Annotated in this window: 16 protein-coding genes; 11 read left to right on the top strand and 5 right to left on the bottom strand. The window is 37.7% G+C overall.

The features are described from left to right. Nucleotides 1-46 precede the first annotated feature (46 nt). Nucleotides 47-2503 (top strand): sodium-translocating pyrophosphatase, encoded by a 2457-nt coding sequence (locus tag ACSHW7_RS11390; RefSeq protein WP_435679473.1) that lies wholly within the window; start codon nt 47-49, stop codon nt 2501-2503. A 95-nt stretch (nt 2504-2598) separates the two neighbouring features. After that, nucleotides 2599-3603, top strand: coding sequence for an App1 family protein (locus tag ACSHW7_RS11385; protein WP_435679472.1), 1005 nt, complete (start codon nt 2599-2601; stop codon nt 3601-3603). A 14-nt stretch (nt 3604-3617) separates the two neighbouring features. Here the strand turns inward: ACSHW7_RS11385 and ppk1 are convergent, their stop codons facing one another. From ppk1 to ACSHW7_RS11370, 3 genes are all read right to left on the bottom strand, one after another. Then, on the bottom strand, nt 3618-5657 hold the full coding sequence (gene ppk1 / locus ACSHW7_RS11380; protein WP_435679471.1) for a polyphosphate kinase 1: 2040 nt from the start codon (nt 5655-5657) through the stop codon (nt 3618-3620). A gap of 187 nt (nt 5658-5844) precedes the next feature. Further along, a complete protein-coding gene (locus ACSHW7_RS11375) occupies nt 5845-6459 on the bottom strand; it encodes a deoxynucleoside kinase (protein WP_435679470.1) in 615 nt (204 codons plus the stop codon). A gap of 4 nt (nt 6460-6463) precedes the next feature. After that, on the bottom strand, nt 6464-7240 hold the full coding sequence (locus ACSHW7_RS11370) for a hypothetical protein (protein ID WP_435679469.1): 777 nt from the start codon (nt 7238-7240) through the stop codon (nt 6464-6466). 118 nt (nt 7241-7358) lie between these two features. Between ACSHW7_RS11370 and ACSHW7_RS11365 the strand changes: the two genes are divergently transcribed. The 5 genes from ACSHW7_RS11365 (at nt 7359) to ACSHW7_RS11345 (ending at nt 18239) form a co-directional block, all read left to right on the top strand. Continuing rightward, nucleotides 7359-8189: a GLPGLI family protein gene (locus ACSHW7_RS11365; protein WP_435679468.1), complete on the top strand. Its 831-nt coding sequence runs from the start codon at nt 7359-7361 to the stop codon at nt 8187-8189. Nucleotides 8190-8343: 154 nt separating this feature from the next. Then, complete coding sequence (locus ACSHW7_RS11360) at nt 8344-9282, top strand: GLPGLI family protein (protein WP_435679467.1); 939 nt, start codon at nt 8344-8346, stop codon at nt 9280-9282. Nucleotides 9283-9367: 85 nt separating this feature from the next. Further along, entirely contained in the window at nt 9368-12121 is a 2754-nt protein-coding gene (locus tag ACSHW7_RS11355; protein ID WP_435679466.1) for a carboxypeptidase regulatory-like domain-containing protein, read from the top strand. A gap of 183 nt (nt 12122-12304) precedes the next feature. Further along, complete coding sequence (locus ACSHW7_RS11350; RefSeq protein ID WP_435679465.1) at nt 12305-12925, top strand: DUF4230 domain-containing protein; 621 nt, start codon at nt 12305-12307, stop codon at nt 12923-12925. Nucleotides 12926-13382: 457 nt separating this feature from the next. Next, nucleotides 13383-18239 carry an HYR domain-containing protein gene (locus ACSHW7_RS11345; protein WP_435679464.1) on the top strand — a complete coding sequence of 1619 codons (4857 nt, stop codon included), beginning with the start codon at nt 13383-13385 and terminating at the stop codon, nt 18237-18239. 144 nt (nt 18240-18383) lie between these two features. On the opposite strand, the gene ACSHW7_RS11340 is transcribed toward ACSHW7_RS11345, so the two are convergent. Both ACSHW7_RS11340 and ACSHW7_RS11335 read right to left on the bottom strand, forming a co-directional pair. Continuing rightward, nucleotides 18384-18689: a rhodanese-like domain-containing protein gene (locus tag ACSHW7_RS11340; RefSeq protein WP_435679463.1), complete on the bottom strand. Its 306-nt coding sequence runs from the start codon at nt 18687-18689 to the stop codon at nt 18384-18386. Nucleotides 18690-18796: 107 nt separating this feature from the next. Continuing rightward, nucleotides 18797-20551: an aromatic amino acid hydroxylase gene (locus tag ACSHW7_RS11335; RefSeq protein ID WP_435679462.1), complete on the bottom strand. Its 1755-nt coding sequence runs from the start codon at nt 20549-20551 to the stop codon at nt 18797-18799. Between the two features lie 75 nt (nt 20552-20626). Here ACSHW7_RS11335 and ACSHW7_RS11330 point away from each other — a divergent pair, with 75 nt between their 5' ends. The 4 genes from ACSHW7_RS11330 to paaB all read left to right on the top strand — a co-directional run bounded on the left by ACSHW7_RS11330 (nt 20627) and on the right by paaB (nt 23666). After that, on the top strand, nt 20627-21190 hold the full coding sequence (locus ACSHW7_RS11330; RefSeq protein ID WP_435679461.1) for a TetR/AcrR family transcriptional regulator: 564 nt from the start codon (nt 20627-20629) through the stop codon (nt 21188-21190). A gap of 68 nt (nt 21191-21258) precedes the next feature. Beyond that, entirely contained in the window at nt 21259-22332 is a 1074-nt protein-coding gene (locus ACSHW7_RS11325) for a 2Fe-2S iron-sulfur cluster-binding protein (protein WP_435679460.1), read from the top strand. A gap of 87 nt (nt 22333-22419) precedes the next feature. Then, nucleotides 22420-23376 (top strand): 1,2-phenylacetyl-CoA epoxidase subunit PaaA, encoded by a 957-nt coding sequence (paaA, locus tag ACSHW7_RS11320; protein WP_435679459.1) that lies wholly within the window; start codon nt 22420-22422, stop codon nt 23374-23376. After that, on the top strand, nt 23376-23666 hold the full coding sequence (paaB, locus tag ACSHW7_RS11315; protein WP_435679458.1) for a 1,2-phenylacetyl-CoA epoxidase subunit PaaB: 291 nt from the start codon (nt 23376-23378) through the stop codon (nt 23664-23666). The genes paaA and paaB overlap by 1 nt, the downstream gene beginning before the upstream one ends. The last annotated feature ends 50 nt before the right edge of the window (nt 23667-23716 follow it).

Here is a 23716-nt window from a genome sequence, read left to right as displayed (position 1 = left end):
TTATTTTGATACTTTTGCAGGCTGAATAATAAACCAAAATAGTACTATGGAATCAATGATGATTTACGTGCCAATCGTATTGGCAATTTTAGGCTTGATCTACATGTTTATCAAGCAATCGTGGGTATTGAAACAAGATGCCGGCGATGGTAAAATGAAAGAAATTAGTGATCACATTTATGAAGGTGCGCTTGCATTCTTAAATGCTGAATATCGCTTGCTAGCTATATTTGTTGTAGTAGTAAGTGTTTTACTTGCAGTGGTAGCGTACTTCGTTCCAACGACAAGCTATCTAATCGTTATTGCATTTATTTTTGGTGCTGTATTTTCAGCTTTTGCTGGAAACATAGGAATGAAAATCGCGACTAAAACAAATGTAAGAACAACGCAAGCGGCACGTACGAGCTTACCAAAAGCATTGAAAATATCTTTTGGTGGTGGTACTGTAATGGGTCTTGGTGTTGCAGGTCTTGCGGTACTTGGATTGACAGCTTTCTTTATCTTTTTCTTTCACTTCTTTATGGGCGGTGTTTGGACAAATACATTAGATATGACCATTGTTCTTGAAACACTTGCTGGATTCTCTCTTGGAGCTGAATCTATCGCATTGTTTGCGAGAGTAGGTGGTGGTATCTACACAAAAGCAGCCGATGTAGGTGCTGACCTTGTAGGTAAAGTAGAGGCAGGAATTCCAGAAGATGATCCTCGTAACCCTGCTACAATTGCAGATAACGTGGGAGATAATGTAGGAGATGTTGCCGGTATGGGTGCCGATTTATTTGGTTCTTACGTAGCAACAGTTTTGGCTGCCATGGTGCTTGGTAACTATGTAATTAAAGATATGGGTGGAAGTATTACTGATGCCTTTGGAGGAATTGGACCTATCTTATTGCCAATGGCAATTGCTGGTGTTGGGATTATCATTTCAATAATTGGAACGATGCTCGTAAAAATTAACAGCAATGATGCAAAGGAAAGTCAAGTAATGGCTGCTTTGAACAAAGGAAATATCACTTCAATCATTTTAGTTGCTGCGGCATGTTTTGGTCTTTGTAAGTGGATGTTACCAGAAACCATGAATATGGAATTCTTTGGTGAAGGATTACAAGAAATATCTTCAATGCGTGTATTCTATGCTACTTTAGTTGGACTTATTGTAGGTGGAGTAATTTCAGCAGTAACAGAATATTATACTGGATTAGGTAAAAAACCAATCCTTAAAATTGTACAACAATCTTCAACAGGAGCCGGAACAAACATTATTGCAGGTTTAGCAACAGGTATGATTTCTACATTCCCTTCTGTACTTTTATTTGCAGGTGCTATTTGGGCATCGTATGCATTTGCAGGATTCTACGGAGTAGCTTTAGCAGCATCAGCAATGATGGCAACTACGGCTATGCAATTAGCAATTGACGCTTTTGGACCTATTAGTGATAACGCTGGTGGTATTGCTGAAATGAGCGAACAAGAACCTATCGTACGTGAAAGAACTGATATTTTAGACTCTGTTGGTAACACAACGGCTGCAACTGGAAAAGGATTTGCAATTGCCTCTGCGGCATTAACATCTTTAGCATTATTTGCTGCGTATGTAACGTTTACAGGAATTGACGGAATTAACATCTTTAAAGCGCCAGTGTTGGCAATGCTTTTTGTTGGTGGAATGGTACCTGTAGTATTTTCTGCACTTGCGATGAACGCAGTAGGAAAAGCAGCAATGGAAATGGTAGAAGAAGTACGTCGCCAGTTTAGAGAAATTCCTGGAATTATGGAAGGTACTGGAAAACCACAATATGATAAATGTGTGGCAATTTCGACTGAAGCATCTTTAAAAGAAATGATGTTGCCGGGTCTTTTAACCATTGGTTTCCCATTAGTGATTGCTTTTGTTCCATTATTATTTGGAATGGACAGGTTGGCTATCGCCGAAATGTTAGGTGGTTATATGGCAGGTGTTACTGTAAGTGGTGTGCTTTGGGCTATATTCCAAAACAATGCTGGTGGTGCTTGGGACAATGCTAAAAAATCGTTTGAAGCGGGTGTAATGATTAATGGAGAAATGACATACAAAGGTTCAGAAGCTCACAAAGCGTCTGTAACTGGTGATACTGTGGGTGATCCATTTAAAGATACATCGGGTCCATCGATGAACATTTTGATTAAGTTGACGTGTCTTATCGGTCTTGTAATTGCACCTATCTTAGGTGGTCACGCTAGCGATGAAGGTTTAATGTCTACCGAAATGATCATGATTGACGCTGATGGTAATCAAACAGAAATTTCAGCAGAAGAATCAATAAGTATTGCTCCAACCAGAGCATCTAGAGATGTGATGGTAGAGATGAGCGTTGAAAATGATATAACTACCGCAAACGTAATTATTGAAACTACTGAAAACGGAAAAACGACTAAAGAAGTGAAAACTTTTACGGGTACTGAAGCTGAAGTGAGAGAACAAATCGCAGCTTTAAAAAATGTGGACGTAACTGTTGAGAACTAAGTTTAGTCACAAAAATATATTTGTTAAAACCCTGCCAAGTCGGCGGGGTTTTTTATGGATATTGGTATCTTTTTCTGCGGAAATATGAAACAACCATGAGCCTCTTTAAAAAAGACCCACTTCAGATAATTGCTTTCCAAACCTATGGAACGAATACCCATTTTTATGCAATTGGTCGCGCCATAGAAGATGAAGCTATAGACTTGTCGAAGAAAAGCTTGTGGAGTCTTTTAATCAACACATATAAACGTTTTGAAACCGATGAGATAAAACATACCAAACTTAGAATTACACTCGCAGACGGGCGTATTTTTTATACCACCACAGATAAAAATGGGTACTACAAAATTTCGGTGGATGTTGAGGATCTTTCTTCTTTGATTAATGACGAAGGTTGGTTGCATTATGAAATTAGATATGAAAATGAAATTCGTGGAAGGAAAATAAATCACGATAATAAATTTCCCGGTGAAATGTTGGTGCCGAGTACAACTTCGGAATTCGGAATTATAAGTGATATTGATGATACTATTTTGCACACGGGAGTGGTTTCTAAATTTAAATGGCGTTTGATTGTAAACACGCTTTTTAAAAGAGCCGAACGCAGAAGTCCGTTAAAAGGTGCTGCCGAATTTTACTACAAACTACACCGAGGCAGTGATGGTAAAAAAGCGAATCCTGTATATTACGTAAGCCACAGTCCATGGAATTTATACCGGTATTTAGAAGTATTTTTAATGAAGAACTCATTTCCGAAGGGACCCATATTATTGCGTACGTTGAGTAATTTCTTCGGAAAGAAAGCTATTGATGAAAAACCTCAGAAGCAAAAAGAAATCATTCAATTATTAAAAATGTATCCACAGCAACAGTTCATCTTAATTGGTGATAGCGGTGAGCACGACGCGGATATTTATATTGAAATTTCCCAAAATCACCCTAATAGAATCAAAGCAATTTATCTGCGCAGCGTAAAGCACAAAGCAAAAATGTTGCGCATTAAAGGATTGTTTAAAAACTATAAATCAACACCCGTACTATTGGTTGAAAGTAGCGAACACGCTGAGTTTCATGCGAGAGAAAATGGGTTTATTGTTTGATATATAACAAACTTCTAATTACTCAAATGCTCCTTCACATATTCGTAAGTAGCTAACTGCGATTGAATTTTCTTATCATCTTCTGCCACATATTTATTAGTTTGCGCCCGGTCAATAACTCTTGCTTTTATGGAGTCATTCAATTGGATTTCAACTAAATCTCTAATTGTTTTTTTGTGGTCTGCGTCATAGATGGGCGTAACAACTTCAATACGGTGATTTAAATTGCGGGTCATCCAGTCTGCAGAGCCAATGTAAATTTCATGGTCGCCACTATTTCCAAAAATATAAACACGACCGTGCTCCAAAAATCTATCAATAACCGATGTAACTGTAATATTTTCACTTTGTCCCTTGATACCTGGAATTAGTGAACACATTCCGCGTATGAGCAATCTAACCTTTACGCCCGCAGTACTTGCTCTGTATAAGAGTTTAATCATTCCCTTGTCTTGCAAGCTGTTCATTTTTAATGTGATTGAACCGCCATTTCCTGCCCGTGCATACGCTATTTCATTGTTTACAAGTTCAGTGAAATGTACACGTGTTGTAAATGGTGAAACTAAAATGCGTTTAGTTTTGGGAACAATGATAGTTCTGTCTAAAACTAAAAATACCTTTTTGATTTCTTTGGCTATTTTTTTATTGGATGTCATCAATCCAAAATCTGTATATAAGGTAGCCGTTTTTTCATTGAAATTACCTGTTGCAATGTAGGCATAGCGTATGCGTTCTCCATCTACTTCACGTGTGATGAGCATTATTTTACTGTGTACTTTAATATCGGGATAACTGTAAATTACATTCGCGCCATTTTCCTCAAATATTTTTCCCCATTTTAAATTGTTCTTTTCGTCAAATCGAGCTTTCACTTCAATAAATACGGTTACTCTCTTTCCGTTTGCAGCGGCTAATCGGATTGCGTCATTCAATCTCGATTTTTTTGCGGCGCGATAGATTGTAATTCTAATATCAACTACGTGTTCATCCACGGCAGCTTCTTCCATGAGTCTAATTACCGGCTCAAACGAATGGTAGGGGTAATGTAATAATTGGTCCTTTGCATCAATGGCTTTGAAAATAGAATCGTAATTAGCGAGCATCGAGTGCGGTAATGGGGGCAACTCTTCGTTGCTCAATTTTTTGGAAGTAGGATTTGGAAACCCGAAAAAATCCTTAAAGTTATGATACGGCCCTCCTTTAACGACATCGGTATTTGTAACATCCAGAATGTTGTTCAAAATCTTTTGAAATTCCAGCGGCATTTTTTGGTCGATAAGCACCCTCGTTGCTTCTCCGGTTTCTCTTCGGTCTAGGGAGTTTTCTATTTTATCTTTTAGGTTTCCTGAAAATTCATCTTCGATATAAAGTTCAGCATCTCTGGATTTTTTGATTTCAAAAAATTCTAAATTCTTTTCGCCTTTGGGTGTTTGGCGCAAACTGTATTTTAAAATGTCATCGACAAAAGTGATGTAGTGTTTTCCGTTTTGCTGCGGAAATGTAAAAAACCGAGGTACGTCGTCAGGTATTTCAACGAGTTGTACCATCCCCTCTTCCGTTAAGGCGGCAAGATAGAGTGCTTCGTTTTTTACAAAGGCAATATCTTTTTTATGCGCGTTATATTCCTTGATTTCGAGTTTTGGCTTTAAAGTTTCCTCAAAATAATTATGGGCAACTAGTTTCTGTGTCGTTGTAAATTGGCTGGCATTTATTAAATGGATATTCTCCTTTTTTAATGCTGGTATAATTTCCGAAGTAAATATGCGCCCAAATTCCTGCTGTTGGATATCCACTTGCACTTTGATTTCTTTAAGTACTTTATTGGGCTTGGAAATTAAACGTTTTCTAAGTGGCTTTTCAATCTTACGAATTTGTCGAATATCGCTCACACGTACACGGAAAAACTCATCGAGATTGGAAGAAAAAATCGCTAAAAATTTAATCCTTTCGTATAGCGGATTTCTTGTGTCTGCTGCTTCTTGTAGCACTCGGTGATTAAACCTAAGCCAAGAAAGATCGCGATGATAATATTTGTTATTGTATAGTGATGCCATGTAATTGCCCGCGCGGCGGATATTTCATTAAACTGATTAATTCTATTTTTAGAAAATAGAGATTTAGTTCTTTACTGGCAAAAATCGTGTTTCTTAAGGCGTTACTATGTTTTTAAAATGTTAAGATTTGATGACTATTTTGCATAAAAAAACCGCCTTTAGGCGGTTTGGCTATTGAGTTTTTTGTTTAAAAGAGCCCATTAATTTCAGCATCAATCTTATTGATTACCTGTCCCAAATGTTCTTGATTATCCACAAAATCTAAATCGTCAACGTCTAGAATAATAAGATTTCCCTTGTCATAATCGTGAATCCAAGCTTCGTAGCGTTCGTTCAATCTACTCAAATAATCAATACTGATTGAGTTTTCATATTCACGCCCGCGTTTGTGGATTTGCTTTACAAGATTAGGGATAGAACTGCGCAAATAAATTAAAAGGTCTGGACCTTCCGTTACGCTTTCCATTAAATCAAAGAGTGATTTATAGTTTTTAAAATCACGATTTGTCATCAACCCCATTGCATGTAAGTTAGGAGCAAAAATATACGCATCTTCATAAATCGTTCTATCTTGAATAATTTTTTCACCACTCTCGCGAATGTCCAGAATTTGACGAAATCTACTATTCAAAAAATAGATTTGAAGATTAAAAGACCATCGTTCCATCTGGTTATAAAAATCATCTAAATATGGATTGTCCTCTACATCTTCGTAATGAGGTTTCCATTTATAGTGTTTTGCTAGTAAGCGAGTTAAAGTAGTTTTTCCTGAACCTATATTTCCTGCGATGGCAACGTGCATGTGGTTATCTCTTTGGTTGTTTGAAGTCGAATTTGTACAAAAATTCGCGATCATAAATATACAAGAAATCTTGGCTCAACTGCAAGTCTTTTATAGATATGTTGGAGGTTTTTAATTGCAAAGGTTCAGCATTGTTTTGTTTAAAAAAGTTGAGCTCGTTATTTTTCAACACCATATAATTTTCATTTTGCTGAACAATTTTTGATGCTTCTGAAATTGGAATTTCAGAAACAATACCACCAAAAATATTATACACACGTAGTTTCTTTTCGGTCAACACGTAACAGTAATTAAAATTGCTGGTAACCGAAACAACATTAGCCGTAATAGGCTGCGAAATTACCTGACTTCTTCCTGTCCTATAATTGTACAGTTCTACTTGTTGGCTATCGATATTGAAAATCCAAAGACGATTTCCGCCGGCATTTGTCGCTGCGCTTATGTTTAAAAATTGGGGGAGATTGTTGAACTCTATGCGCTCAATTTCGTTGAGTCTGTTATCTAACAAAACGGCGGTATTTGTTCCGCTATAAAAAACTACAACATTTAAAGGATTGATGATATCAACACTCGTGATGGCTCCCAATTGGAAGTCAGTAAACTGAAAATTTTGAGCCGCTGCTTTTTTATGGAGCACCATTCCTTTAGTGAAATACAGCGCATTGTAAGAGTCAAAACCTATAAAAGAATCAACTTTTAAAGGAGTTTTCTCAACTTCAGTGAGCGTTTGTGCATTGCTGAAATGTACCAGAAATAAGAAAAGAAATACGTATCTCGCCATGAGAGGCAAGATACGAAAAGTGTGCCAGTTGTTGATGTACAAATCCCAACGTAACATTAAATTATTTAAATCGTCATTAGCTTGATATTCTTATATTTAACTCTCAAAACCAACTATCATGAAAACAATAATTACGCTATTGATTACAATTTCATTAGGAATTACAAGCATGATTGCCCAATCCATTGAAGGAATCGCCACGTACAAAACAGACCGCCAAGTCGATTTAAAAATGGAAGATGATAATGGCGGTATGGATGACGAAATGACAAAATCAATCCAAGCGCAATTACGGAAACAATTTCAGAAAGAGTTTACACTTAAATTCAACAACACCGAATCCTTGTACGAAGAAGTTGAATCTCTAGAAAAACCACAAGCACCGCAAGCGGGAGGAATAATTATAAGACTTAGCGGAGGTAGCGATGTGCTCTATAAGAATACAAAGACACAAACCTTTACAAGAGCTTCCGAAATTATGGATAAACCATTTTTAATTGAAGATACACTCGTAAAACCTGCTTGGAAACTTGAAAAAGAAACCAAGAATATTGGCGATTATCTTTGTTTTAAAGCCACACTAACCGAAGAAGTGGAGGAACAATCTTTTTCTTCTGAAACAATGGAAACAGAGACCATCAAAAAAGACCGCGTGACCACCGCATGGTACACGCTAAGTATTCCCTTGCAACATGGGCCGAGCGATTTTTGGGGATTGCCAGGCCTCGTTTTAGAAATCAACGATGGCGATCAGACTATTTTATGTTCAAAAATAATATTGAACCCGAAAGAAGAAATCAATATTCAACCACCCACAAAAGGTAAAAAAGTAAATCAAGCCGAATTTGATGAAATTGAAAAAAAGAAGAATGAGGAAATGATGGAACAGTTTAAAACTTCGAGCAAGAAAAAAGATGGAAATAGTTTTTCAATAAAAATAGGAGGTTGATGTAATTGAAATTTCAGAAAATAAAATTTAATATGCGTTCACGCTGTATTAATGAAATAGATTTTGGAGGATTTTAAACCTTTCGGCATAACAATTGTCAAAGGGGTTTGTAACAAAACCGTAACTTTGTTACATATAAACAAAATTTCACATTATGAAAATGTATTCAATATTGGCAGCCCTACTTTTTACGGCTGTATCTTTTGCTCAAAATATTAGCGGACAAGCATTCTACGAGTCAAAAACAACTGTTGATCCAGATGCCTTTGGTGGCGGAAGAGAGATGAATGAAGATATGAAAAAGCGCGTCATGGAAATGATGAAAAGCTATCTCGAGAAAACCTACATCCTCACGTTCAATAACAAAGAGAGTATTTATAAAGAAGAAGTAAAGCTAGAAGCAGGGCAAAGTGGCGGTCCATTTGCCATGATGATGAGCAGCTATACGCCAGGCGCCCAATATAAAAATATTGAGACGAAGAGGATGGTCGAGGAAAATGAGTTCTTCGGAAAAGAGTTTTTGGTGACAGATAGCGTTCCATCATTAGACTGGAAACTAGAAAAAGAGTCAAAACAAATTGGCCAATATGTTGCCTTCAAAGCGACTGCAATAAAAAAAGTGGATCCAAATGATTACTCCATGGCACGCCCAAAAAGAGATGCAAAAAATGGTAAAGACGGTGAGGATGGTAAAAAAGGTAAGAATGGTATTTTGGGAACTGATGGAAAATCTGGGGAGCCCGGGAAATCAGGAGATGAAGTAGCAACTAAAGAAGAAAGTGACGATCCAATGGATAATATTGAAGTGCCTAAGGAAGTTTTAGTAACAGCATGGTACACGCCACAAGTTCCTGTGGGGCAAGGGCCGGGAGAATATTCTGGTTTACCGGGATTAATCTTAGAATTGAATGTCTATAGAACCACATTGCTTTGTTCAAAAATAGTAATGAACCCAAAAGAGGCAGATAAAATTGAAGCACCCACAAAAGGAAAAGAGGTAACAAGAGAAGAATACAGAAAAATCGTTAAAGAAAAAACAGATGAAATGCGTGAGAATTTTCGCGGCAGAGGAGGCCGTGGAGGAAGAGGATAGTTTACTCTTTTTAGAAAAACTGCGCTACAGTTAACTTTTAAGTCTAATAGTAGCGCATTTTTAATTTTAAACCCAATCAAAAAATATGAAAAGAATATTCCTAATTGCTGTAATGTTCTGCGGAATAATTGCTTCAGCACAAAGCATAAAACTGCGCGGCACCATAAAAGATAGCATAGGCAATCCACTCGAGCTTGCAAATGTAATTGCTACGATACAAGAAAGCGGTGAGATTGAAAGTTATGCCATTACAAATTATGAAGGGCGCTATCAATTAGACCTCCCAAAAGGAAATACCTATTTATTAAGAGCGAGTTTTCTAGGTTATCAAAATGCTGAAAAAGTGCTGGATATTCCTGAAAATTCTGATAATCAAACCTTCGATTTTATTTTAAAACAACAATCTGCCGCACTCGATGATGTGGAGTTGATTTATGAAATGCCCGTAACCGTAAGAGGCGATACCATTATTTATAATGCAGATTCCTTTACCAATGGCGAAGAAAGGAAGCTTGGAGATGTAATGAAAAAACTCCCGGGAGTTGAGGTAAACGACGATGGCGAAATACAAATTGAAGGTAAGACGGTTAATAAAGTAATGGTGGAAGGAAAGGACTTTTTTGATGGAGATTCTAAATTGGCAACCAAAAATATTCCGGCAGATGCCGTTGATAAAGTGGAGGTCCTTCGTAATTATAATGAAGTGGACCAAATGAGAGGTCTTGGAAATGATCAAGATAATATTGCCATCAACATTAAACTCAAAGAGGGTAAAAAGGCATTTTGGTTTGGTGAGGTAACTGCAGGCGCTGGCTTGGGTTCAGATTTTGATGATGACGGTGGTCGCTATTTGGTACATCCAAAATTGTTTTATTACAGTCCTAAATACAGTATCAACATCATTACCGATTTTAATAATATAGGCGAAGTTCCATTTACGTTTCGGGACTATTTTAGTTTTACAGGAGGTTTCAGAAATTTTAATCGGGGCGGTGGAACTAATTTTAATATTAGGGAGAGTGACCTTGGTTTTACGACCACCCAAAACGATAGGGCCAATGAGATTGAAGCAAAATTTATCGCGGCAAATTTCAGCTATGCTTTCAACCCGAAATTAGATTTAAGCGGCTTCGCAATCCTGTCTGACAATAAAACAAATACGGTTACAAATTCTATAAGAGAATACATACAATTGGGGACAATTGAGAACACAAACGATGTGAGCGATACGCGTAATCAGCTTGGGATGGTTAAGTTGAGCACCAAGTACAAACCCAACGCAGATTTTCAATTGGATTATGATATTCTAGCGAAGGGTTCAAAACAGACTGAAGACGCGAATACCATTTCAACCGTAATGCAAATTCCCAATGATATATCGCAACAAAAGGAGAATACACCGTTTTCAATCAATCAAAATTTTAACGCCTATTATACGCTAAATGACAAGAATATCTTTGCAGCGCAAGGACAATATTTGTATCAAGATGAAGACCCTTTTTATAATGCAACGCAAGATATGGTGCCTTTTAGAGGGGTGTTTACAACTATAAATGACACAATAAATAGTTCGTTAGACACCTTTGATCCGTTGATGAATGCAGATAGATTTAGTATCAATCAACTAAAAAATGTGCTGAGCAATAAGTTTGACGGAAAAGTAGATTACTATTATGTGTTGAACAATGTGAGTAATGTAAATGTCACGTTGGGAACGACGTACAGTAAGCAACAATTTGATTCTAGTATTTTCCAAATTCTGGATGATGAAACTAGAAATGATTTTGAAGATTCAGACTTTAATAACGATGTTGCTTATACGTTTAGTGATTTGTTTTTGGGTTTGCATTATAAATTAAAAACAGGACAATTTACATTGACGCCTGGGGTGACGCTACATAATTATAGTTTGAAAAATGAACAATTGGGTAGCGAGGTTTCTCAAAATGATGTAAACGTTTTTCCAGATTTAAATGTAATTTGGGATATCAAAAAGAGTGAAAGTCTTCGGTTTAATTATAGCATAAGCGCTAATTATAGCGACATAAATGATTATGCGAGAGGGTATGTATTTAACAATTATAACCGTCTTTTCCGCGGAAATAGAGACCTTGAAAATTCATTAGCGCATACGTATAATTTAACGTATTTCAGCTTTAATTTATTTAACTATACAAATGTCTCCGGAAATATTAATTACACAAGAAGTATAGACGCCATTAAACAAAACACGAAGCTTACAGGAATTAGTCAAGAGAGCACTCCCGTTAATTTTGACAGTAATTTTCCAGATGAAACGATTTCGGTTTTTGGAAGATTCAGCAAACGTATTAAAAAGTTGCAGTTTGCTTTAAACGCAAATATTTTAGTTAATAACACCTTCAATAACATCAATCAATCTATTACTGAAAGTAAGAGTTTCACACAAAATTATCGTGCCAGCGTACAGACCAATTTTAGAGATTACCCAAATTTTGAAGTGGGATACCGTTTGATAATGAATGATTATGACAATGGTGGCCGAACGCAAAAATTTACCACCCAACGTCCGTATGCAAATGTGGATATTACTTTTTTAAAGGATTTTCAACTCAGTGCAACCTGGGATTTTTATGACTACTCGAATGATATGAATACTGTTGAAAATAGATATTCATTTTTTGATGCAGATCTGTACTATCAAAAAGGAGAAAGCCCTTGGGAGTTTTCAATTAAAGGAACAAATTTATTAGACACGGGGTCTATAAATAATGATAGTTTTACAGAACAATTCAATACCACAAGTGAGTATTTTGTATTGCCTAGAATTGTGATGTTTGTGGTGAAATACGACTTATAATTAGTTGTTTTTTGAAAAGACTCAAAACGTAAGACTAATTTGTTGGTGCTAAATTATCCTTGATTTAAAGGTCTTTTTGTTTTTTTTAGTCCTATGTCATACATCTTGTAGCGCAGCCGTCTTTTTTCTTTTTATCTTTACTGAAACGTGGTGCTTTTAAGTGCCCATAAATTGAATAAAAATATGCGTAATATTTTCTTCGGAATAGTTCTCTGCCTTTTTATCGTGTTTGGACTGCGCTATTGCGAACACCAAAAAGACACAAGAGAACAACTCACCGAAAGTACGGCACTCATTCAAAAACAATTAAGGAATGTGGGAAAACTTGTCGTCACTGAAGGTAGTTACTCGCAAGTTTTTAGTTACAAGGATTCAAAATCTTTACTCATGGGGTTGGTGGACACTCAAAAAAAGGCATTGGTCATTGTCAATGCTGAGGCATCAATTTCGTACGATTTAAGTAAGATTGAAACTACCGTTGACCCTGAAACAAAAACGGTAACGATTGTAAAAATCCCCGAACCAGAATTAAAAATCAACCCAGATATAGATTTTTATGATGTGCAGGCAGATTATTTAAATCCATTTGACGGGGAAGATTATAATAAAATCAAAAACAGAATCAACGCCTCTTTAAGAAAAAAGATTGAAGCTTCAGGATTAAAGAGCAATGCTGAAAATAGGCTCATTTCAGAATTACAAAAAATCTATATTTTGACCAATAGCATGGGCTGGACATTGCAATACAACGAAAACCCCATTACTACCGAAGGTGATTTTGAAAGTTTCAAAAAGCAATTGTAATCTTATTTTCTATATCGTATAGCTACTACTAACTTCTACAATTGGATATAATCTATTTTCAAAGAGCTGCCATAGGGCAATAGTGCGTTGGGTTCCTCTTTAGAACTTCAATTTCATTGGATTCGAGGTTGCTTCTGAAATGAGCAATGCTTTCATATTGATTTTCGAGACATCCATTACTTGAATAGTTATGTAATCTCCATTTCAGAATTTTTCATTATTTCATAAATACGCTTTACCTTCAAATTGCAAACAAGAATTCTTGGTTTATGTAATGATATTCAATAGTTATAAATTAAATAATCCTTATTTCTTCACAAATTTGCAGCATAATAGATACAAATGTTGCCTCATCATTAATACATTCAACTTTATCGAATAATTTGAAATTTAGGTATAAATACTTATTATTAGTTTTTTTTAAATCAATATTTTTGATCAACTAATTAAACCACCCATGAAAAAATCACTACTCGCATTATTACTAATAATCACCGCTTCTATCGCTTTTGCTCAGATATCTTCAAATTTCAATATAAATCCGAACAGAAGTGTATCTTGTATTGCAGATTTTACAGCAAATCCTACTTCAAATAATTCTGTTCCACATAGTGTGTTCTTTACAGACAATAGTACAAATCCAGATACTTGGTCTTGGAATTTTGGTGATGGTAGCACTTCTACCGCTCAAAATCCTATTCACACCTATGCAACTACTGGGGCATTTGAAGTAAAACTAACTATTGTCGACACTATTACAGGATGTGTTAATACAAAGATTATGTCAGATTTTATAAAAATATCTATTCCTACAGCAAGCTTTACGACTAATGGAAGCAATTCCGGAGCTATTGGTTGCGGACCATTAACAGTAAATTATGCAGATACTTCAATAGGCAGTGGTGCACCTATTGTAAGTTGGAACTGGGATTTTGGCGATGGAACTACTTCCACATTACAAAACCCCACACATATTTATGAAGATAGTGGCCTATATAATGTAAGCTTAAATATAACAGATGATTTTGGAAATACAGATACGATATTAAAAAATGCCTTAGTAAATGTTATTGGTCCAACTCCCGATTTTTCAACAACAAGTACTACCATAGGTTGTCAACCCCTTACTATAGATTTTGTAGATGATTCTGAGGCGAGTGCGCCTATTATAGCATGGGATTGGGATTTTGGTGATGGAAATACCTCAAGTTTTCAGAACCCATCTCATACATATACTACAAGCGGAGTTTTTAATGTAAGTTTAACGATTACAGATCTTGATGGGTGTTTGAGAACTGAGACCAAAATGGATTTCGTTTCAACAGAGGATAATGAAAATCCTGTTGCAATATGTCAAAATATTACTGTGCAGTTAAATGACTTCGGAAATGTGACCATTAATGCCATAGATATAGACAACGGAAGTACAGACAATTGCGGAATAAATTCGCTTACTATTGATACTGATACATTTACCTGCTCAGATGTAGGTATAAACACAGTAATACTTACAGTAACCGATAACGATGGTAACATGGATACATGTACAGCAACTGTAACCGTGGTAGATGTTACACCGCCGGTTATTATGTGTCCAGCAGAGCCTATTACTAGTCAATGTGGTGATGATGTGATTTTTGCAGACCCTACGTTTACTGATAATTGTAGTACTGCTGTACCTACAACAGTTCCTGGTTTTACACTCTTTGGAACTCAAGGGAATAGCACATATTTTATATCGGATGTTGCAGCGACCGGTCCAGATGCCTTTGCTTTTGCAGATGCCAATAATTATAGGTTGGCAACAATAAATAATGAAGCAGAAAATCAATTTATTACATCTGAAATAAACAATCAAGCAACTGGAAGTTTGTTTATTGGCTATAACGACGTTGCCTCAGAAGGTGCTTTTGTTTGGCAGAGTGGACAGCCTTCTATTTATACAAATTGGGGTCCGGGAGAACCTAATAATGTTGGAGATGAAGATTATACCGAAATTGGCAATGCTGGGACTTGGAATGATTTACCTTCAACATCATCTCGTAGATATCTCATTGAATTTACCGATGGCGTTATCCAAATAGCAGGTTTACCTTCGGGCGCTCAATATCCACAGGGAACAACGACAAATACATTTTATGTGGAAGATGCTTCTGGTAATAGCGCGATGTGTAGTTTTGATGTCGTGGTAATGGATACAATTCCACCAGTAATCACCTGCCCTGCAGACGTAACTTTAGAATGTGGTGATAGTACATTACCCGCAGATACAGGAATGGCAACGGCAACAGATAATTGTCCTGCTGGATTAACCATATCGTTTGTAGATACAAGTGCTCCAGGTTGTGGCTTAACCGAAACAATCACAAGAACATGGACAGCCGATGATGGCAATGGAAATGTGGTAACATGTGACCAAATAATCACCATAAACGATACAACACCACCAGAGTTCATAATTCCAAATGTACCTCCAGCGGGAGCTAACTATACTTTGGATAATACATTAACTGCAAACTATATCCCTATCAATACACCCGGCAATTTTGTTGGTAGCGGTGACGATACGGCATTTACTGTTGGGCTTGGTGCTCCAATTTCGATTTACGATAATGTTGTTTCAGATATACGCGTGTCAACAAATGGATATTTATCTGTTTCATTGACAGACAACGGGCCAGATTTGAGTAATGATTGTCCTTTGCCGGCAAATCCTTCTACTGGAGATAACGTTGCCAGACTTTACCCACTTCATGATGATGTAGTTGCAGATATTTATTACCAATATTTCGGTGTCTCGCCTTATCCACACCCCAATGGTACAACAATGGGTGCGAGTGTTATTGAATATGTTGGAAGTCATTTTGGAGGTGGCGTAGTACAATTTCAGGTAATTTTATTTGACAATAGCGATGTCATTTATCAATATTTAAGTGATACTGAAGATGGTTCGGGAAGCACAATTGGTGCTCAGGCAAGTGGAACAGGATTGTCAATCACGGTTGCTTGTAACACTGCAGGTACAACAGTGGGAACTGGAATCTATGGACTTTCACCGTATGGGGACGTTTTAGCAAACTCGCCATTATCTGGAAGTACATGTCCTGGAAATATAGCAGTTAATAATGACCCAGGTGTCTGTACTGCAAATGTGACCTTCGACCCAATTACGGCAATCGATAGCTGCGGAAACGTGACTGTCGTTCAAACAGCAGGTTTGCCAAGCGGTAGCGACTTCCCTGTGGGAACTACCATAAATACATTCGTCGCAACCGATGATTGTGGAAACATGGCCACATGTAGTTTTGATGTTGTAGTAACTGACAACGAACTACCAGTTGCTAACTGTATTGCTCCATTCACGGTTCAATTAGATGTAAATGGAATGGCGAGTATCACAGCGGCAGATGTTGATAACGGCTCGACAGACAATTGCGGCATCGCATCAACTACTATTGATATAATGGACTTCACCTGTGCAGATGTAGGACCAAACACCGTTACGTTAACCGTAACAGATGTCAACGGAAATATGAGCACGTGCACAACAACAGTGACCGTAGAAGATATGATTGCTCCCTTAGCAAACTGCGCGGCTCCATTCACAGTTCAATTGGACGCAAATGGAATGGCGAGCATCACAGTAGCAGATATCGACAATGGCTCAACAGATGCCTGTGGCATCGCATCAACTACCATCGATGTAATGGACTTTACCTGTGCAGATGTAGGGCCAAACACGGTTACGTTAACAGTAACAGATGTCAACGGAAACGTGAGTACGTGTACTACCGTAGTGACCATTGAAGATGTAACAGCGCCGGTAATCGCATGTCCGGCCGATATCAGTATCGATACAACACCGGGCGACTGCTTTGCCGAAGTCTCGTTCCCGGACGCACTTGCTTTAGATGCCTGCGGAATCGCATCGGTAATACAAACAATGGGAGACCCGAGCGGAAGTATGTTCCCAGTGGGAGATACCGTGATAGAATTTACAGCGACCGATGTGAACGGAAACGAATCGACCTGTATGTTCACGATTACTGTAATGGACATGGAGCCAGCAATGGCAGTCTGTCAGGATATTACCGTACAATTGGACGCAACAGGAATGGTAACAATAACACCAGCAGATGTTGACGGAGGAAGCTCTGATAACTGTGGTATTGCAACGACAACAATTGACGTAGATACCTTTGATTGTAGCGATGTAGGACCCAACAGCGTAACATTAACAATTACTGATGTAAACGGAAATGTAAGCACATGTGTAGCTATTGTAACCGTTGAAGACATTGAAGCACCTATGGTCGTGTGCCAAGATATCACGGTTCAATTGGATGCAACCGGAACGATAACGATCGTGGCAAGTGATTTGGACAACGGAAGTACAGACAACTGTACCATTTCAAACTTTACGGTGGACATAGATACCTTCGACTGTAGCAACGTGGGACCAAACACGGTGGTATTGACCGCCACAGATAGTAATGGAAACACTTCAACTTGTACCGCAACGGTAACCGTTGAAGACGTTACCACACCAGAGCTTGTCTGTATGGACTTTACAATAGAACTTGGCGCAGATGGGACGGCACTGCTCGATGTTGCAAATGTGATAGCGAGCAATACAGATGCCTGCGGAATCGACACTAGTGCCGTTGATATTACGTCATTCGATTGTAGCGATATAGGAACTCCGGTGATGGTTGAGGTATTTACACAAGATGTGAATGGAAACATCTCGAGCTGTAATGCCATTGTAACGGTAGTGGATGTGTTGGCACCTGAGGTAACGTGTCCGGCAGATATCACTGTAGATCCAGGAGCTAATAATGTTAACTATGAAGTTCCAGATTATGTAGCGCTCGGTGATGCAACGGCTGTTGACAACTGTACAAACCCAGTCGTAATCTTTACACAGGACCCAGCGGCAGGAACGTTCCTGCCAGATGGTGTATATCCTGTAACGATTACCGCTGAGGATGAATACGGAAATGTAGGTTCATGTACATTTACGTTGACTGTTGAGAGTATATTAGGTGGAATTCCAAACAACGAAATTTCATTGGCGACCCTGATAATGTATCCCAACCCTGCCAAGGACTATGTAGTGTTGAGCAACCCGCAAGCGATCAATCTTGAAAACGTTTCGATCTATGATGTAAACGGAAGATTGGTAAGAACAATCGGACTGCAGGATATGGGAATTGAGAAGAGAATGGATATCACAGACCTTCAGAGTGCAATGTATATGTTCGTAATAGAGAGTGAATATGGCGTAATCACGAAGCAGATTCTCAAAGAATAGTGAGTTGATAAGTGTTTAAATGAGAAAACTCCCTTGTCCAATTTGGATAAGGGAGTTTTTTATTTTAAATTTCAGTATTGTGAAAAGTTATCAGTGCAATTTAATTTCTAGATAATACAAGAAAAAATTACTAAACCTATATAATTATAGTTTTCCGTATAAAGAAGACCATCCGCCCCCATTCATAGCTTCAATACCATTACTTTTTAAAATGGCAGCGGCACTCCCGCTACGCATACCGCTGGCACAACATGTGATGACGGGTTTGTTCCATTTTTTTATTTCAGCAATTTTATTTCCCACTTGTTGTAAGGGTATGTGTTTAGACCCCGGAATCGCACCACTTTCATATTCTCCCTTAGAGCGAACGTCTAAAATAACGGCATCACGTTCCATAAAGTCCTGAATCTTTTTTGTCTTATTTCCAAATAAAAAATCTAATAGTCCCATAATTTCTGCCCGATAAGTCGGGTAACTTTTAATCTCCTAAAGTTAAGGAGTTAATCTAATTAATATATTAATACGAATTTGTGCCGCATTTGGTTACTTGTTTAGTTTTAATCATTGTTTATAAGCCCCAACCCACTAACAATTAAATGAGCTACTTTTGGCCGTCGACTTTTCAATATTTGCAAATAGTCGAGAACTTCCTTATTTCCTGTCAACTCATAAATCTCAATTGGTAATAACCAATCGTTTGGAAACATATCCTTCACACTATTAAATATGGAAATTAATTTTTCTCCATTCTCAGGAGATTCAGCAGTCAGAGAGGGTCTTTCTCGAAGCGCTCGCACTTCTGCATACAACAAATTTAATTGCTTTTCCTCTTCGGAAATTTCTGCTACATCACCCAGCGTACTCAATTGATGTTCTACTAAATTAAAACTCAAATAATCTGCCGCTCCAGCAAATGCCGAAACAATATCTTTCCCAACAGCCATATCAAAATCGCCATCTTCGGGACTAAATAAAATTTCATCTTTATACGTTACGGTACAATCATTAAACTGAATGAGCATTAACTCACCCTTTAAATTCCGCATTCCGGTAACGTTCATTCCTTTTACTTTAATGCCACTTTCAAACTCAAATTTAATGGGCTTTCCGTCATAAAAATTATAGGCAGCTAAATCTCGCGGACCCATATTTTCAATAGCTAAATTTATTCCTTTTAATTTTCCCAACGGACTTCTAAATCCGTTACTGTGTCTTGAAATTCCGTGACCGATTACTTCGGTTTCGCGATAGGCGAGGGCAGTTTCGCCAGCGGTTTCAAACCAGACCACTTCATTGTCCTCGTTTTGAATCATTCGCGTAAAATTTCCTGAAACTTGCAAACCCGTACTTATTTCAATAGTTCCTAATTGTTTGGATTCAATCAATTTGTTCAAACCGCGCCAGCCCCCTTTTCTAACAGCCATTGTATTTGCAAATTCTTCAAGAACTTCTTGTAAATAAGCAAAATCTGGAGTAACATACAATTGAGGTTGTGGTTTTGTAATATCAAAATCCTGGTATGCTGCGTCAATAGAATATGCGATTTTCTTAACTTCGTCTTTCATACACCACTCACTTTCTCCAATAGAAGAAAGCAGCCCAGCACCGTAGATTTTTGGGTTTTCAACGGTCCCTACCATTCCATACTCTACAGTCCACCAGTGAAGATTTCTTATGAGTGAAATTTCAGAAGGAATTACCTTTTTATTTTGTAAGTCTTCCACACGCTTTTCAATGGCATCGATTTTAATTTTAGCAGTGCCTTCGGCTTCCTTTAAAATACTTAATTCCCTTACCGCCTCATACATTTCCATATCGTGAGCGCTGGAAATTGCCTTTGCGCCAATTTCTCCAAAACGTCTTAAATACTCGGCATAATCTGGACTTGCAATAATGGGAGCGTGCCCCGCACCTTCGTGGATAATATCGGGGGCTGGAGTGTATTCTATATTTTCAAGCTGGCGAATATCGCTAGCAATAACAAGTACTTTATAGGCTTGGAACTCCATAAAAGCGTTAGGCGGAATAAATCCGTCCACAGCCACTGCAGCCCAACCTATTTCTTTGAGAATGCGATTCATCCCGTACATCGACGGAATATTATCGATTGAAATCCCGGTTTTTTGAAGTCCTTCAATATAACTTTCGTGGGCTACTTTACTCAAATAAGAAACATTTTTACGCATCACATAACGCCAAGTCGCTTGGTTTATGGGTGTGTAATGCTCATAATTTTGCGGCTTGATATATTGCTTTAAATGTGGAGGCAATCTATCGAGTAATTCGTTGCTTTCAATGCGTTCTTCAATCATATTTCAAAAGTAAGAAATTCGATTTCGTTTTCAGCTTCGATTTCGTTTTCAAAAATTTATATTTACAACACAAACATGAAAACTCGCAAACAAGAAATCATACATAAAGCGGCCTCACTTTTTAAAGAAAAAGGCTACAGTGCTGTCTCAATGAGGGACATCGCACAAGAGATGGATATGAAAGCGGCGAGTTTATACAATCATATTTCTGGCAAGCAGGAAATCCTTTCCACACTTATTTTAGAAGTAGCCGAAAAGTTCACGACCGAAATGAATTTGATTACTTCAGAAATGGTACCTCCGTTACAAAAGATTGAAAAAGTGATTGAAATCCACATTGATATCACTGTAAATTATTCTGAAAACATAGCGTCATTAAATAATGACTGGATGCATCTTGAAGGCGATGAACTTAAACGTGTTGTTAAGATGCGTGAAGATTACGAAGAAAATTTCCGAAGCATCATAAAAGCAGGAATTAAAGAAAGAACCATTAAACCACAACATCCCGAGGTAATTTTATTTTCAATTTTATCCACTTTGCGAACGTTGTATTTATGGAACGAAAAACGAGGTAAAATGGATGTAAATATCTTAAAGAAAGATATGGTAGCGGTGCTGATTAAAGGGATTGTATAATTATTGTTAAACCATTTGCAATTCTAACTAACAATCGTTAGTTTTGTTCTATAAATACATCGAAAAAATTGGCAGACTTCCATAATTTAAAAGTTGAGGACCTTTATAAGGAAACAGATGATACTTCTGTGATAACATTTAATGTTCCTTCTGAAATTTCTGATGAATTTCATTTCCGTCAAGGACAACACCTTACATTAAAAGCAATGATTAATGGCGAAGATGTTCGTCGTTCCTATAGTTTGTGCTCCAGTCCTTTTGATAATCAATGGAAAGTAGCGGTAAAATTAATCCCTGGAGGAAAATTTTCAACATTCGTAAATGAAACCTTACAAACTGGCGATACATTGGAGGTAATGGCGCCAAGTGGAAATTTTGGTGTAGAATGTAAGCCTTCCGAAGCAAAAAATTATCTGTTCTTTGCCGCAGGTAGTGGTATTACTCCTGTATTATCAATGGTAAAAGCGCATTTGGTAAAAGAATCAAATAGCACTTGTAAATTGTTTTATGTGAATAAAACGGCAAAATCCATTATCTTTAAAGAAGAGTTAGAACAGCTTAGAAATCAGTTTTTTGGACGTTTTGAAATCAACTATTTTCTAACAAAAGAACGCAGAGATATTGAACTCTTCAATGGTCGTTTTGATGATGAAAAAATGGAGGTGTTGATAAAGACATTTATAGATATTCCAGACACGAACGAAGTGTTTTTGTGCGGACCGGAAAAAATGGTGAAATACGTTTCAGAATATCTTATAAACGCAGGACTCCCAAAAGAGAATGTTCATTTTGAACTTTTCGTTACAGGACTTTCGGATGAAGACATTGCAAGACAAGAAAGGCTCGCAAAGCAAAATGTAGAAGGAACAGAAGTTACCATTGTAGATGGCGGAAAGGAATTTTCGTTTAAAATGACCAAAGAATACGATAATATTCTCGACGCGGCATTGGGAGCGGGAGCCGATTTGCCCTTCGCCTGTAAAGGCGGTGTTTGTAGCACCTGCAAGTGCGAAGTGCTCGATGGTGCTGTTGAAATGAAAATAAATTATGCGTTGAGCGATAAAGAGGTATCTCAAAATTTAGTTTTGAGCTGCCAGGCGGTTCCAACAACAGATAAAGTAAAAGTAGATTTTGATGTGTAAGTTTTTGGCTAACATTTCAGAAATTTAAAAACAAAATATTGTTTAACTAGCCTTGAGCATTTAGCTTAAAGCCTAAAGAAGATAGCAATGAGCAACGAACAAGTAAAAAACCTTGAAGAAATTTTTGAAGCCCGCATCGCGCGCGACGAAAAAATTGAACCCAAAGACTGGATGCCAGAAAAGTATCGCAAGACACACATCAGGCAAATGAGTCAGCACGCCCACTCTGAAATTGTGGGAATGTTGCCAGAGGGAAATTGGATAACGAGAGCCCCTTCTCTAAGAAGAAAAGCAGCTTTGTTGGCAAAGGTTCAAGATGAAGCTGGCCACGGGTTATATTTATATTCGGCTTGCGAAACTTTAGGGATTTCTCGTGATGAATTGTATGAGCAATTACACACTGGCAAGGCAAAATATTCTTCTATTTTCAACTACCCAACAGTAACGTGGGCAGATATGGGAGCGATTGGTTGGTTAGTAGATGGTGCAGCGATTATCAATCAAGTGCCATTGTGTAATACTTCTTTTGGGCCATATGCGAGAGCAATGGTTCGTGTGTGTAAAGAAGAAAGTTTTCACCAACGACAAGGTTTTGAAATTATGTTGAAACTTTGCAACGGGACTCCCGAGCAAAAAGAAATGGCGCAAGATGCTTTAAATAGATGGTGGTGGCCAAGTTTGATGATGTTAGGGCCAACAGATGCAGAAAGCATCCACACAGAACAATCAATGAAATGGAAACTAAAACGTAAATCAAATGATGAGTTGCGCCAACAGTTTATTGACCAAACAGTACCACAAGCAGATATTTTAGGATTAACTATTCCAGACCCAGATTTAAAATTCAATGAAGAAACGGGTAGTTATGATTTTGGTGAAATTAATTGGGATGAATTCTGGCAAGTAGTAAAAGGTCACGGTCCTTCCAATAAAAAAAGAATGAAAGACCGTGTAAACGCTTGGGAAAACGGAGCTTGGGTTCGTGATGCGGCTATGGCACACGCAGCAAAGAAAGAAGCGAACAAACTTAAAAAAGCAATTTAATGTCTGATAAAAAAAATTGGCCCCTTTGGGAAATCTTCGTTAGAAGTAAAAACGGATTAGAACATAGGCACTTTGGTAGTCTCCACGCAGCAGATGCCGAAATGGCTTTGGAAAATGCAAGAGATGTGTACACGCGTAGAAGCGAAGGTGTAAGCATTTGGGTTGTCGAAAGTATAAACATTACAGCCAGCAACCCTGAACATAATGGAGAACTTTTCGAACCCGCACAAGACAAAGTCTACCGTCACCCAACTTTTTATGATTTGCCAGACGAAGTGAAACATATGTAAATTGTATGTCTCCTTGAGCGCAGCCGAAAGGTCTTAGACATACACAGCAC

The organism is Patiriisocius sp. (assembly GCF_051252435.1).
GTDB lineage: Bacteria > Bacteroidota > Bacteroidia > Flavobacteriales > Flavobacteriaceae > Patiriisocius.
This window is presented reverse-complemented; position numbering and strand designations above follow the sequence as displayed.

Coding starts and splice junctions, on each gene's coding strand:
- ACSHW7_RS11390 (WP_435679473.1), top strand. CDS start 47: ATGGAATCAATGATGATTTACGTGCCAATCGTATTGGCAATTTTAGGC.
- ACSHW7_RS11385 (WP_435679472.1), top strand. CDS start 2,599: ATGAGCCTCTTTAAAAAAGACCCACTTCAGATAATTGCTTTCCAAACC.
- ppk1 (WP_435679471.1), bottom strand. CDS start 5,657: ATGGCATCACTATACAATAACAAATATTATCATCGCGATCTTTCTTGG.
- ACSHW7_RS11375 (WP_435679470.1), bottom strand. CDS start 6,459: ATGCACGTTGCCATCGCAGGAAATATAGGTTCAGGAAAAACTACTTTA.
- ACSHW7_RS11370 (WP_435679469.1), bottom strand. CDS start 7,240: ATGGCGAGATACGTATTTCTTTTCTTATTTCTGGTACATTTCAGCAAT.
- ACSHW7_RS11365 (WP_435679468.1), top strand. CDS start 7,359: ATGAAAACAATAATTACGCTATTGATTACAATTTCATTAGGAATTACA.
- ACSHW7_RS11360 (WP_435679467.1), top strand. CDS start 8,344: ATGAAAATGTATTCAATATTGGCAGCCCTACTTTTTACGGCTGTATCT.
- ACSHW7_RS11355 (WP_435679466.1), top strand. CDS start 9,368: ATGAAAAGAATATTCCTAATTGCTGTAATGTTCTGCGGAATAATTGCT.
- ACSHW7_RS11350 (WP_435679465.1), top strand. CDS start 12,305: ATGCGTAATATTTTCTTCGGAATAGTTCTCTGCCTTTTTATCGTGTTT.
- ACSHW7_RS11345 (WP_435679464.1), top strand. CDS start 13,383: ATGAAAAAATCACTACTCGCATTATTACTAATAATCACCGCTTCTATC.
- ACSHW7_RS11340 (WP_435679463.1), bottom strand. CDS start 18,689: ATGGGACTATTAGATTTTTTATTTGGAAATAAGACAAAAAAGATTCAG.
- ACSHW7_RS11335 (WP_435679462.1), bottom strand. CDS start 20,551: ATGATTGAAGAACGCATTGAAAGCAACGAATTACTCGATAGATTGCCT.
- ACSHW7_RS11330 (WP_435679461.1), top strand. CDS start 20,627: ATGAAAACTCGCAAACAAGAAATCATACATAAAGCGGCCTCACTTTTT.
- paaA (WP_435679459.1), top strand. CDS start 22,420: ATGAGCAACGAACAAGTAAAAAACCTTGAAGAAATTTTTGAAGCCCGC.
- paaB (WP_435679458.1), top strand. CDS start 23,376: ATGTCTGATAAAAAAAATTGGCCCCTTTGGGAAATCTTCGTTAGAAGT.